We start from the raw sequence: 12,567 nt of genomic DNA on the forward strand, positions 1-12,567 counted from the left end.
GAAATCCACTCATGGTCCGGTCGGCCCTGCGGGTGCAGGGCCGACCGGACCGGAGGAGGGAGGGTTACTTGACGCCGTTCTTGGCGCAGGCTGCGGCGAAGGCCGAGGTACAGATCTGCGCGACGGAGTTGGCGCCGTAGAACTGGTCCTTCACGACGGTCGACTCGATGTTGCTCGCGGTGACGGCGACGGGCTGCAGCAGGTACGACGGAATCGATGCGCCACCGGCGGTCTTGGTGGTGGTCGGCGCGGTGTCCTTCGTGCCCTTCGTCAGGTCGACGGCCAGCTGCGCCGCCTGTGCGGCCTCCGGCTTGATCGCCTTGTAGACGGTCATGTACTGCTTGCCGGCGAGGATGTTCTGAATGCCGGTGAGCTCGGCGTCCTGACCCGTGATCGGGACCGGGCCGAAGCCCGCGGCCTGCTCGGCAGCGATCGCGCCGCCCGCCGTGCCGTCGTTGGCGTCGTAGATCGCCTTGATCTTGGAGCCGAACTTGGTGATCTGACCGGCGACCCAGTTCTGCGCCTGGGTCGGGTCCCAACCGGGCACCTGGTACTCGGCGAGGATCTTGTAGCCGCTGGTCTTCAGAACGCTGTCGGCGCCCGCCTTGAACTGCGTGGCGTTGTTGTCGGTGGGCGAGCCGTCGACCTGGAGGATGCCGCTGCCGGCCGGCAGCTTGAGGTCGTTCTTCAGGTGGTTCACGAGCGCGGTCGCCTGCAGCTGGCCGACCTTCTGGTTGTCGAACGACACGTAGTAGTCCGAGTCGGGGCTGTCGATGAGGCGGTCGTAGTCGATGACGGGGATGTTCTTGCTCTTGGCCTCGGCGACGATCGATGCGGCGGCCTCGCCGTCGTACGCGTCGATCACGAGGACGCTGACGCCCTCGGTCATCATCGATTCCGCCTGCTGCTGCTGCTTGCTGGCGTCGCCATCGGCGTCGGCGTAGAGGACGGTGCAGCTGGGGCAGTCGCTCTTGACCGCGGCCTCGAAGAACGGTTTGTCGGCGGCCGCGTAGCGCGCGGTCACGTCATCGGGGAGAAGCAGACCGATCTTGGCCTTCGCGGCGCTGGACGACGAGCCCGCCTTGGACGGGCTCGTGCCGGAGCCGTTCGAACAGGCCGTGAGCGCCGTGGCGGTGATGAGGACGGCGGCCGCGACGACGGTCGCTCGTCTCAAGGTGGCAATCTTCATTGAAAAACCTCCGGATAGCGTCCGCCATCGTTGGCGGCTGGACGAGCATCTCAGTTCCGGTTGTTGGCGTCAATTCTTGAACACAAGCGACTCATAACAAATTTGTTGCGGCTACCTGGGACTCGAGATCGAGCTCTGGATGCAGCGGCAACCGGTCCACCGCGTACGCCACGGCGCCCATCGTCGCGGCCCGATACCCGAGCTGGCCCTGGACGATGTCCGGCCACGCGTCGCGCCCGACGATCACCGATCGTTCGACGGTGTGCCGCAGCGGTCCGAGCAGCAGCTCGCCGGCACGCGACAGCTCGCCCGAGACCACGATGCGCTCGGGGTCGAGCAGGTTGCAGAGATTGGCGGCGGCCAGGCCGATGGTGCGGCCCGCATCGCCGATCGCGCGGATGCATGCCGCATCGCCGTCCATCGCGGCGACGATCACGTCGGCGAGCTTGTTGATACCCCGGTTGTCGGCGAGCGAGTCGAGGATCGCGGAGCCGCCGGCGATCGCCTCGAGGCATCCGCGATTGCCGCAGCGGCAGACGGGCCCGTCCTCGCGGATCACGGTGTGCCCGAACTCTCCCGCGAGCCCGCTGTGCCCGTAGAGGAGGTGGCCGCCGGTGATCAGCCCGGCTCCGATCCCGTCGCCGACCTCCAGCACCACGGCGTCCCGGCGTCCCCGCGCTGCCCCAAGCCGGAGCTCGGCGAGCGCGGTGAGGTTCGCCGCATTGTCGACGAACACGGGCCGATGCAGGCGCCGCTCCATCACCTCGCGTACGACGACGTTGTCCCACCCGCGCATCATTCCGCGGCGGGCGATGATGCCGGCTCGGCGATCGTAGGGCGCCGGCAGTGCGATGCCGAGCCCGAGCAGCTCGCCCATGCTCGCGTCCACCGAGTCGAGCAGGTCGGCGAGCAGCAGCATCACGCGGTCGAGCTCGTTGTCGGCGCGATGGTCCTTGGCGAGCGGCATGTGGCTCTCGGCCACAACTGTGCCCGCGACATCCGACAGCGCGATGCGCATGTGCCGTGCCGAGAAATGGACGCCGGCGACGAGCCCCAGCTTGTGCGCGAGGGTGACGTGCATCGCGCGCCGGCCGCTGCGCGTGCTCGGGGAGGTGTTGAGCACGCCGGACCCGGCGAGCTCCTTCACGATGTTCGAGACGGTCGCCGGACTGAGGCCCGTCGCCCCCGCCAGCTCGACCTGGGTCAGGCCGCCGTGTTTCTTGACGGCGTCGACGATTCGCGCCCGGTTGGCTTCACGAAGTGAAGTCTGAGATCCGGGAGTCCGCCGTCGGTCCGCCACGACAAGACAATGTACACACCGCGACAGGGTGCAGCGGTGTGAGCTCGCGCTGTCCCGTGAGCGCACCCCGTCGGCGCACCTGTGGCGCGACCCGGGAACGCGAGGTGGCCGCACTCCTAAACTCGTCGTATGGCCGACCTGCACGTGCATCGCGACCGTCTCGAAGTGCGTCTGTCCGCAGCCGAGAAGGTGCTCGCGCTGCGCCGGACCGACCTCATCATTCCGCGCGAGTCGATCCGCTCGGTCGCCATCACGCAGGACCCGTGGATCTGGGTGCGCGGCGTACGGGTGCCCGGCGCGGCGATTCCCCTGACGCTCGCGATCGGCACGTGGAAATACCACGGCGGCAAGGACTTCCTGATCGTGAAGGGAAAGTCGCGGCCGGCGGTCGTGATCGACATCGATCAGAGTGCGGATTCCCGTGCCGACGGCGCCGAGATCGCCGAGGGCTACGACCGGGTGATCGTCTCGACGCAGCACGCGGCCGCACTGATCGAAGCGCTCCGCGAGGCGGGGTAGCGGTCCGCGGGGCTACAGCGCGTAGATCGTCCAGCCGGCCGTGTGCGACTCGCCGGGCTCGAGAACGACGAGATCCGTACCCGAGTTGAAGGCATCCGGCGGGCACGTCATCGGCTCGACCGCGAGGCCGATCCGGCTGATCTCGGGCTGCTCGGGCTTGTCGGCCGTGTGCACCTGCACCCACGGGCACGCGGAATCCCACGAGATCGCGACGCCTGACCCGTCTGCAGTGCGCACCTCGACGGCCGATCGTCCGGCGGCGTCGCGCTCGAGCGACGTGAACGCATGGTCGATGAACACCTGGCCGATGGTGCGCGCCTCGCGGAAGTCCCACGCGCCCGCGCCCTCCGAGCCGCCGGCGGCGGTGACGGATGCCACGCCCACCGGCAGCAGACGATCCGGGGTCACTTCGAGCACCTCTGCGGCCGGCAGCAGCAGGGTCCAGTCGTCAACGAGGCCGGGGCCGGCGACGAGATAGGGGTGCGGCGCGGTGCCCCAGGGCGCAGCATCCGCCCCGGTGTTCAGCCCCGTGATCGCGGAGTGCAGGCCGTTCTCATCGAGCTCGAAGACGACCTCGACGTCCACGCGGTGCGGGTAGCCGAGCTGCGCGACGATCGTCGCCCCGAGCGTCACGCGCGACGGCGTCTGCTCGATGGCGCCGAAGTCGAGCCAGGTGGCGAGGCCGTGCAGCGCGTTGCCGCGCTCGGGCTCGGTGAGCGCGACGAGCTGCTCTACGCCCGCGAAGGTGTAACGGCCGTCGGCGATGCGGTTCGGCCAGGGCGCAAGCGACACCCCGCGATAGGCGGGCCGCATCTCGTCGGCGTCGAACCCCACCACGAGATCGCGACCCTGATACTTCAGCTCCCGAATCGACGCCCCGATCGACGCGATCGTCGCGGTGTAATCGCCGAAGCGGAGCTCGTATTGGGTGCCGGAGAGCGGTCGCGTCATGAACCACACGCTATCGAAGCCGACCGGCGCCGGCCCACCCTCGCGTTGCGCTCATGGGTCGCGCATGTAACGGCTCGTCACGGTCGCTGTTGCGTAACCCATTTGTGGGCATATGGTGATCCGCACCGGGCGCAGGGGACGCCTGGTGGCCGCGTCATTTCGCGGCCGTTCGCTGTTTTTGCCAAAGGTGGTAACTGAACAATGAGATCCACTCGCTCCGGGCGCGCCCGGGCAGGTTTCAGTCGGGCGCTGCCCGGCCGGGTGACGATCGGGGCGGCTGCGACCGCGGCCGTGGCACTGGCTCTCGCGGGCACGTCGCTCGCCCAGGCCGCGACACCGGCCCCCTCGCCGGTGCCCCAGGGCGTCGTCGGCTCGGCGCTTCCGGGCGCGAAGCCGTTCGAGAACACGCCGGGGAGCACGCCGGAGGCCGTGACCTTCGTGCTCAAAGAGCGGAACGCTGCGCAGCTCGAGGCCCTGGTCGAGGGCGGTACGAAGCGTTTCGTCAGCGTCGGTCAGTTCAAGGCCGAGTACGGGCAGAGTGACGCCACCGTCAAGGCCCTCACGAACTACCTGAAGAGCTACGGAATCTCGACGACTGTCTACGCGAACAACATCGACGTGTCCGCGACGGGCACCGCCGACGAGTTCAACCGCGCGCTCAGCGTCACCCAGAAGCAGTACCACGTGCCGGCGGTCAAGGGCTCGGCGGGTCGGCCGGGGCACCCGGCGCAGACCATCCACGCGCCGGCCGCGGCGCCGAAGCTGCCCGGCTCCGTCGCCGCGTCGGTCGCCGTCGTGCTCGGCCTCTCCAACTACGCACCGTATGAGAGCAACAGTCAGAACTCGTCGGCCATCGAGGGCAAGACCGCGCCCGCGGACACCGCCACGTACAGCGGCGACTGCACCGCGCTCACCGGGCTCTCCAGCGCGTGCAACACGCCGCTCGACTTCGCGTCGCGCTACGGGCTCTCGCCGCTCGAGAAGAAGAGCGACGGCGCGGGCCAGACGATCGGCATCGTGACGCTCGCGGCGCTCGACCCCGGCGCGCCGCAGTACTACTGGTCGAACATCGTCGGCCTGCCGAACACGAACCGCAGCGTCACGGTCAAGAACATCGACGGCGGCCCCGGCGCTCCGAGCGACGCGGACGGCACAGGCGAGACCGACATCGACGTCGAGCAGTCGGGCGGTGTCGCGCCCGGCGCGAACATCGACGTCTATCAGGCGCCCAACACGGATGCCGGATTCGCGGACGCCTTCTTCCAGGCCGCGAGCGACGACACCGCGGGCAGCGTCTCGACGAGCTGGGGCGAGTCGGAGACGATCATCGCAGCGGCGGCTGCCGCCGGCCAGGAGCCGTCGAACTACGAGGCGGCGTTCGACGAGGCGTTCCTCGAGCTCGCCATCCAGGGTCAGTCGACCTTCGACGCCTCGGCTGATGAGGGCGCGTACACGGCGATCGCCGACGCGGGCACGACGAATCCGTCCGTCGATGTCAGCGCCGCGAGCCCCTACGTCACTGCGGCCGGCGGCACCACGCTGCCGTTCTCGCACACCTTCGGCGCGTCGCTCGGGCTCAGCCTGCCGGTCACGGTGAGCGCGGAGCGCGCCTGGGGCTGGGACTACCTGTTCGGCGTGACGGCGGCGGAGCACAACATCCCGCTCGCCGAGGCCGCCGAGTCGGACGTCTCGGGTGACGGCGGCGGGTTCTCCGTCGATCAGGCGACCCCGTCGTACCAGAAGGGCGTCTCGGGCACGCAGAGCTACAGCGCCGTGCAGTACTTCACGCCGACCGACTACCAGGAGATCGCACCCGGATTCACCGCGCCGACCGACTGGAGCTTCAACCCGACGCCCAAGGTGACCCACGGCACCGCGACCGGCCGCGCGATCCCCGACCTGTCGACCGACGCCGACCCGGAGACCGGGTACCTGCTCTACGAGCCCTCCGCGACGCAGGCCAACAAGGCGCCGCTGCAGGGCGGCTGGGGCGGCACGAGCTTCGTCGCCCCGCAGCTCGCGGGCGCATCGGCCGTGATCGACTCGGTGAACGGCGGCCGTGCGGGCCTCTGGAACGCGGCGATGTACAAGTCGGCCAGCTCGCGCAGCTCTGCCTTCACGCCGCTCAACACGCCGGGGACGAGCAACGACAACCTGCTCTACACCGGCACGCCGGGCACCGTGTTCAACCCGGCGACCGGTCTCGGCACGCCGAACCTCACCAAGCTGGCGGCCGCTCTCCGGTAGCCCACGCAACCACGCGCGGCAAATCGCGCAGAACGACCGGCCCGTGGCGAGCGTCTTCGCCGCGGGCCGGTCGCGCGTCGCATGCATTCGACGCCCACGTCGTCTGGTTAGGATTTCCGGCGTGCCACGATCGACGCGCCGCCGCCACGCCCTCACTGCGGTACTCACCGCCTCACCGCGGCACTGACCTTGACGGTGCTGGTGATGATCCCGACCTACAACGAGCGGGACAACCTCGAATGGATCGTCGGGCGTGTGCGAGCCGCGCAGCCCGCGGCGCACGTGCTGGTCGTGGACGACTCGTCCCCCGACGGAACGGGTGAGATCGCGGATGCCATCGCCGCGGCCGATGATCAGGTCCACGTTCTGCACCGCCGCGGCAAAGACGGCCTCGGCCGGGCGTACATCGAGGCGATGCACTGGGGCGTCGCAAACGGGTACGAGATCCTCGTCGAACTCGACGCCGACGGCTCGCATCAGCCCGAGCAGCTCGGCCGCCTGCTGGCGAAGGCGCAGCCCGCTGACGGCACGGAGCCCGTCGACCTCGTGCTCGGGTCACGCTGGGTACCCGGGGGCGCCGTCGAGAACTGGCCCGCCTATCGCCGGCTCATCTCGCGCACCGGCAGCGCCTACGCGCGGTGGGTCCTCAGGCTGCCCGTGCGGGACGTCACCGGGGGTTACCGTGCGTTCCGGGCATCCGCTCTCGAGAAGCTGGCCCTCGACGACGTCGAGAGCCACGGCTACGCGTTCCAGGTCGACATGCTGAATCGCGCGGTGCGCGCCGGCGTGAGCGTCGTCGAGGTGCCGATCACCTTCGTCGAGCGGGAGCGCGGCAAGTCGAAGATGTCGCTCGGCATCGTCGCCGAGGCGATGCTGCGGGTCACGCTGTGGGGACTGCGCGGCCGGCGGTGACCGTGCGGCGGTCGGGGCGATCGCGGGCTCGCGAGACTGACGGCACCGCGCACACCGACCGTAGGCTCGTGTCATGACCGAAACCTGGCACGACCCGTACAAGGAACTCGCCGAGCTGCGCGAGTTCGGCTCGTTCGATGTCACGAGCACGTCCGTCGCCGACGGGCAGCCGATCGCGACGCTCCACCGTTCGCCCGGCCAGGGCGGCTCCTCCGTCTCGCCGCAGCTCACCTGGACCGGATTCCCGGCCGACACCAAGAGCTTCGCCGTCACCGTCTTCGACCCCGACGCGCCGACCCAGTCGGGTTTCTGGCACTGGGCGGTGTTCAACATCCCCGCATCGGTCACCTCGCTCGACGAGAACGCAGGAGCGGAGGGCGGAAGAGGCCTGCCGGCCGGTGCCGTCATGCTGCGCAACGAGTTGGGGGAACGCGCGTACACGGGCGCCGAGCCGCCCGTGGGCACCGGCACGCACCGCTACTTCACGGTCGTGCACGCGGTCGACGTCGACTCCCTCGACGTGCCCGACGGCGCGAGCCCCGCGATCCTCGGTTTCAATCTGCACTTCCACACGCTCGCCCGCGCGATCATCGTGCCGACTGCGAGCGCCGAGGACGCGAGCTGAGTCCGGCAACGGCGCTGAGTCCGGCAACGGCGCTGAGTCCGGCAACGACGCTGAGTCCGGCAACGACGCGGAGTCCGGGCACTGGCACCCCTCGATAGGGTGGCACGCGTGGAAACGCATCGCATCACGGTTCATCGCAGCGACGAGAACCTGGCCAAGGAAGACCAGCTGGCCTGGAAGATCGCGCAGCTCGCGGCCGACCGGGCAGCGGTCGACGACGAGGTCGCCGACATGGTGGTGAACCGGGTGATCGACAACGCGGCGGTGGCCGCGGCATCCCTCGTGCGGGCCGCGCCCGCCGCTGCCCGCGCTCAGGCGCTCGCCCACCCCATCTCGATCGGCGGGGCGGGCTCCACCGTCTTCGGGGCGCCGCGACGGGCATCCGTCGAATGGGCCGCCTGGGCGAACGGGGTCGCCGTACGCGAGCTCGACTTCCACGACACGTTCCTGGCCGCCGAGTACTCGCACCCGGGTGACAACATCCCCCCGGTCGTCGCCGTCGCCCAGCACGCGGCCGCGCGCGGCCTCACGGGCCTCGACGTCATCCGCGGCATCGCGACCGGCTACGAGGTCCAGATCGACCTCGCCCGCGCGATCAGCCTCCACGCGCACAAGATCGACCACGTCGCCCACCTCGGCCCGAGCGCCGCGGCGGCCATCGGCTCGCTGCTCGGCCTCGACGCCGACACGATCTACCAGGCCGTGGGTCAGGCTCTGCACACCACGACAGCGACCCGCCAGTCGCGGAAGGGCGCGATCTCGTCGTGGAAGGCGTACGCGCCTGCGCTCGCCGGCAAGGTCGCCGTCGAGGCGATCGACCGCGCGATGCGGGGGCAGACCAGCCCGACGCCGATCTGGGAGGGCGAGGACGGCGTCATCGCGTGGCTGCTCGACGGACCGGATGCCGCTTACGACGTCGCGCTCCCCGCGCCGGGCGATGCGAAGCGGGCGATCCTCGACTCGTTCACCAAGGAGCACTCCGCCGAGTACCAGGCGCAGGCGTGGATCGACCTCGCGCGCAAGCTGCACAACGAGTACCCGCTGCTCTTCGACGACCCTGAGCGCATCGAGTCGATCGTGCTGAAGACCAGCCACCACACCCACTACGTGATCGGCTCCGGCGCGAACGACCCGCAGAAGTACTCGCCAGACGCGTCGCGCGAGACGCTCGATCACTCCGTTCCGTATATCTTCACGGTCGCCCTGCAAGACGGCGGCTGGGACCACAGCACCTCGTACTCGCCCGAGAGGGCGCACCGCCCCGACACGGTGGCGCTGTGGCAGAAGGTCACGACCGTCGAGGACCCGGAGTGGACGCGGCGATACCACTCGCTCGACCCTGCTGAGCAGGCGTTCGGCGGCGCGATCGAGGTGAAGTTCACTGACGGTTCGACGATCGCCGAGGCGATCGCCGTGGCCGACGCGCATCCGTACGGCGCGAAGCCGTTCGCACGCGAGGACTACATCCGCAAGTTCCGGACTCTCGCCGCCGATGCGCTGGAAGGGTCGGAGATCGACCGGTTCCTCGATGTCGCCCAGCGCCTGCCCGAGCTGACGGCCGACGAGCTCGGCGAGCTCAACATCGTGGCCCGCTACGGCTACCTGGCTCAGGCATCCGTGCCCGACGGGCTGTTCTAGGCCGTCGAGAGACGGCGAGAGGAAGGGGCGATCGTGTTGTATGCGGAGTCGACGGCGGCGGTCAAGCGTGCGGGTTTTCGGGAGCGGTTGTCGAGTGGGGAGTTGCTGCGTTTTCCGGGTGCGTTCAATCCGCTCTCGGCGCGGTTGATTCAGCAGCGGGGTTTTGATGGCGTGTATGTCTCGGGTGCGGTGGTGGCGGCGGATCTGGGGTTGCCGGATATCGGGTTGACGACGTTGTCGGAGGTCGCGGGCCGGGCGCGGCAGATCGCGCGGATGACGGAGCTTCCGGTGCTGGTGGATGCGGACACGGGGTTCGGTGAGCCGATGAACGTGGCCCGCAGCGTCCAGGAGTTAGAGGACGCGGGGGTCGCGGGGGTGCATATCGAGGATCAGGTGAATCCGAAGAGGTGCGGGCATCTGGACGGGAAAGAGGTCGTGGATGAGCAGACCGCGATCAACCGCATCCGTGCCGCGGTTCAGGCGCGCCGGGATGCGAACCTGCTGATCATGGCGCGCACGGATTCGCGGGCCGTGGCGGGTCTGCCGGCCGCGATCGACCGGATGAAAGCGCTGGTGGATGCCGGGGCGGATGCGATCTTCCCGGAGGCGTTGACGTCGTTGGCGGAGTTCGAGGCGGTGCGGGCGGCCCTGGACGTGCCGATCCTGGCGAATATGACCGAGTTCGGGAAGTCGGAGCTGTTCACGGTGGATCAGTTGCGGGACGTCGGGGTGAACATCGTGATCTGGCCGGTCTCGCTGCTGCGCCTGGCGATGGGGGCGGCGCTGGCGGGGCTCGAGGAGCTGGAGACGGCGGGGTCGTTGGCCGGTTTGCTGCCGCGGATGCAGCACCGGGCCGATTTGTACGACCTCATCGACTACGCGGGGTACAACGCGTTCGATTCCGGTGTCTTCAACTTCACGCTCGAGAAGTAACACCCTGCTACACGCTCAAGGAGGAGCACATGACTGACCAGCCGGAGATCAAGAAGGGTCTGGCCGGGGTCGTGGTCGACACGACCGAGATCTCGTCCGTGAACCAGGAGACGAACTCGCTCCTGTATCGCGGCTACCCCGTGCAGGAGCTGGCCGCGTCCTGCTCATTCGAACAGGTCGCGTACCTGATCTGGCACGGCGAGCTGCCGAACGACGAGGAACTCGGCGCGTTCGAGGAGATCGAGCGTGCGCAGCGGGCACTCGCGCCGGAGATCGCGGCGATGATCGAGTCGGCGCCGGTGTCGGGGCATCCGATGGACGTGCTGCGCAGTGCGGTCAGCCTGCTGGGCACATACGAGACGCATGCGTCGTTCGGCACCCGGAGACCCGAGGACGAGCGCAGCGATTACGCCAAGTCGGTGCGCCTGTTCGCGCAGCTGCCCGCGATCGTCGCGTACGACCAGCGGCACCGGCACGGCATGGACCCGATCCCGCCGCGCGCGGACCTCGACTACTCGTCCAACTTCCTGTGGATGACGTTCGGCGAACTGCCCGATGCGGTCGTCATCGACGCGTTCCGCCGCTCGATGATCCTGTATGCCGAGCACTCGTTCAACGCCTCGACGTTCACCGCCCGCGTCGTGGCCTCGACGCTCTCGGACCTGCACTCGGGCGTCGTGGCCGCGATCGGCGCCCTGAAGGGCCTGTTGCATGGCGGAGCGAACGAGGCGGTGATGGCGACCTTCGCCGAGATCGGCTCCGCCGACCACGCCGAGGCGTGGCTGGAGGACGCGCTGGCACGCAAGGCGAAGATCATGGGCTTCGGACACCGCGTCTACAAGAACGGCGACTCCCGCGTCCCGACCATGAAAGCCGCGCTGGACACCCTCGTCGAGCACTACAACCGGCCCGACCTGCTGGCCCTGTACGACGCCCTGGAACACGCCATGGCCGAACGGAAGAACATCAAACCCAACCTCGACTACCCCTCCGGACCCGCTTACCACCTCATCGGCTTCGACACTCCGACCTTCACACCCCTGTTCGCCGCCGCGCGCGTGACCGGGTGGACGGCGCACTTCATGGAACAGCAGCACGCCAACTCGCTGATCCGGCCCCTGTCGCTCTACACCGGCCCGGCCCAGCGCGAGGTGTAGCGCCGACAACGGAGTTGTTGCGCGCAAACGCGCCGCGGAGCAGCGACAACTGCGTATTCGATGCACGCCGACGCGCCGGGGCGGCGGTGTCAGCCGCGCCAAATACAGTGGGCGGGTGACATTGGTGACGGATGCTTCGAGCGCGGTCGATGCTGCGCTCGACGCCGCCGACGAGGCATCCGCCGCCCCGGTCACCACGATCTACGAGCCGGCTCTTCCCGTCGACCTGCGCGCCACGCTCGCGCCCATCGGCCGCGGGCCTTACGACCCGACGACGCAGTGGTCGGGCGCCGGAGTGTGGCGCACCTTCCACACGCCGAGCGGCCCTGCGACCCTGCACCTCGAGCAGTCGCGTGTCGGCGCTCCCGTGCGGGCGCGCGCGTGGGGTCCCGGCGCCGAGTGGGCGATCGACGGCGTGCCGCAGCTGCTCGGACGCGACGACGACTGGTCGCAGCTCGATGTGGCGGCGCATCCGTTCCTGGTCGAGACGCTGCGGCGCAACCCGGGGCTCAGGCTGCCCACGACGCGGCGGGTGTTCGAGGCGCTCTGCCCGGCGATCCTCGAGCAGAAGGTGACGAGCCTCGAGGCGTACCGCTCCTGGGCCGCGCTCGTCACGCGCCTCGGCCACCGTGCTCCCGGCGCGGCGATCGAGCCGCGCATGCCGGCTCGTCTGAGGCTCGCGCCGACGGCCGCCGAGTGGCGCTTCGTGCCCAGCTGGGAGTGGCATCGAGCCGGTGTCGACCCCACCCGCAGCCGCACTCTCGTCGAGGCCGCAGCGCGCGCGGCGGCGATCGACCGGGTGACGCGGGCCGATGCCCTCACGAGCCTGCGCGGCGTCGGCGTGTGGACGGCCGCCGAGGCGATGCAGCGCAGCCACGGCGACCCCGACCAGGTGTCGGTCGGCGACTACCACGTGCCGCACTTCGTCGGCCACGCTCTCGCGGGCGACAGGAACTGCGACGACGACGGCATGCTTGAACTGCTCGCACCGTGGGTGGGGCAGCGGCAGCGGGTCGTGCGCCTCATTCTCGCGAGCGGCCGCCTGCCCGAGCGCCGCGGCCCGCGCGCAACGATCACCGACCACCGCTGGAGATAG

The 12,567-nt window shown here is 69.5% G+C and carries 11 protein-coding genes; 8 read left to right on the top strand and 3 right to left on the bottom strand.

The features are described from left to right. Positions 1 to 64: 64 nt before the first annotated feature. Positions 65 to 1,189 (bottom strand): sugar ABC transporter substrate-binding protein, encoded by a 1,125-nt coding sequence (locus ACFOYW_RS12090; protein ID WP_390229176.1) that lies wholly within the window; start codon positions 1,187 to 1,189, stop codon positions 65 to 67. Between the two features lie 91 nt (positions 1,190 to 1,280). Then, the gene (locus ACFOYW_RS12095; RefSeq protein ID WP_390229177.1) at positions 1,281 to 2,489 is read right to left on the bottom strand and encodes an ROK family transcriptional regulator; all 1,209 of its coding nucleotides are present in this window, start codon (positions 2,487 to 2,489) and stop codon (positions 1,281 to 1,283) included. 129 nt (positions 2,490 to 2,618) lie between these two features. Between ACFOYW_RS12095 and ACFOYW_RS12100 the strand changes: the two genes are divergently transcribed. After that, positions 2,619 to 3,008, top strand: a complete 390-nt coding sequence (locus ACFOYW_RS12100; protein WP_390229178.1) for a hypothetical protein — start codon at positions 2,619 to 2,621, stop codon at positions 3,006 to 3,008. Positions 3,009 to 3,020: 12 nt separating this feature from the next. On the opposite strand, the gene ACFOYW_RS12105 is transcribed toward ACFOYW_RS12100, so the two are convergent. Continuing rightward, positions 3,021 to 3,959 (bottom strand): aldose 1-epimerase family protein, encoded by a 939-nt coding sequence (locus tag ACFOYW_RS12105; protein WP_390229179.1) that lies wholly within the window; start codon positions 3,957 to 3,959, stop codon positions 3,021 to 3,023. 201 nt (positions 3,960 to 4,160) lie between these two features. Between ACFOYW_RS12105 and ACFOYW_RS12110 the strand changes: the two genes are divergently transcribed. The 7 genes from ACFOYW_RS12110 to ACFOYW_RS12140 all read left to right on the top strand — a co-directional run bounded on the left by ACFOYW_RS12110 (position 4,161) and on the right by ACFOYW_RS12140 (position 12,567). After that, the gene (locus tag ACFOYW_RS12110) at positions 4,161 to 6,206 is read left to right on the top strand and encodes a S53 family peptidase (RefSeq protein ID WP_390229180.1); all 2,046 of its coding nucleotides are present in this window, start codon (positions 4,161 to 4,163) and stop codon (positions 6,204 to 6,206) included. 189 nt (positions 6,207 to 6,395) lie between these two features. After that, positions 6,396 to 7,118, top strand: a complete 723-nt coding sequence (locus ACFOYW_RS12115; RefSeq protein WP_390229181.1) for a polyprenol monophosphomannose synthase — start codon at positions 6,396 to 6,398, stop codon at positions 7,116 to 7,118. Positions 7,119 to 7,191: 73 nt separating this feature from the next. Beyond that, complete coding sequence (locus ACFOYW_RS12120; protein ID WP_390229182.1) at positions 7,192 to 7,743, top strand: YbhB/YbcL family Raf kinase inhibitor-like protein; 552 nt, start codon at positions 7,192 to 7,194, stop codon at positions 7,741 to 7,743. Between the two features lie 108 nt (positions 7,744 to 7,851). Next, complete coding sequence (locus ACFOYW_RS12125) at positions 7,852 to 9,381, top strand: MmgE/PrpD family protein (protein WP_390229183.1); 1,530 nt, start codon at positions 7,852 to 7,854, stop codon at positions 9,379 to 9,381. 33 nt (positions 9,382 to 9,414) lie between these two features. After that, positions 9,415 to 10,314 (top strand): methylisocitrate lyase, encoded by a 900-nt coding sequence (gene prpB, locus ACFOYW_RS12130; protein WP_390229184.1) that lies wholly within the window; start codon positions 9,415 to 9,417, stop codon positions 10,312 to 10,314. Between the two features lie 29 nt (positions 10,315 to 10,343). After that, positions 10,344 to 11,471 (top strand): bifunctional 2-methylcitrate synthase/citrate synthase, encoded by a 1,128-nt coding sequence (locus ACFOYW_RS12135; protein WP_390229185.1) that lies wholly within the window; start codon positions 10,344 to 10,346, stop codon positions 11,469 to 11,471. A gap of 115 nt (positions 11,472 to 11,586) precedes the next feature. Further along, entirely contained in the window at positions 11,587 to 12,567 is a 981-nt protein-coding gene (locus tag ACFOYW_RS12140; RefSeq protein ID WP_390229186.1) for a DNA-3-methyladenine glycosylase family protein, read from the top strand.

It is taken from the genome of Gryllotalpicola reticulitermitis (assembly GCF_042651345.1).
In the GTDB taxonomy this organism is placed as follows: domain Bacteria; phylum Actinomycetota; class Actinomycetes; order Actinomycetales; family Microbacteriaceae; genus Gryllotalpicola; species Gryllotalpicola reticulitermitis.

Bases quoted from the DNA above. Each gene is read 5' to 3' on its own strand.
- ACFOYW_RS12090 (WP_390229176.1), bottom strand. From the start codon at position 1,189: ATGAAGATTGCCACCTTGAGACGAGCGACCGTCGTCGCGGCCGCCGTC.
- ACFOYW_RS12100 (WP_390229178.1), top strand. From the start codon at position 2,619: ATGGCCGACCTGCACGTGCATCGCGACCGTCTCGAAGTGCGTCTGTCC.
- ACFOYW_RS12105 (WP_390229179.1), bottom strand. From the start codon at position 3,959: ATGACGCGACCGCTCTCCGGCACCCAATACGAGCTCCGCTTCGGCGAT.
- ACFOYW_RS12110 (WP_390229180.1), top strand. From the start codon at position 4,161: ATGAGATCCACTCGCTCCGGGCGCGCCCGGGCAGGTTTCAGTCGGGCG.
- ACFOYW_RS12120 (WP_390229182.1), top strand. From the start codon at position 7,192: ATGACCGAAACCTGGCACGACCCGTACAAGGAACTCGCCGAGCTGCGC.
- ACFOYW_RS12135 (WP_390229185.1), top strand. From the start codon at position 10,344: ATGACTGACCAGCCGGAGATCAAGAAGGGTCTGGCCGGGGTCGTGGTC.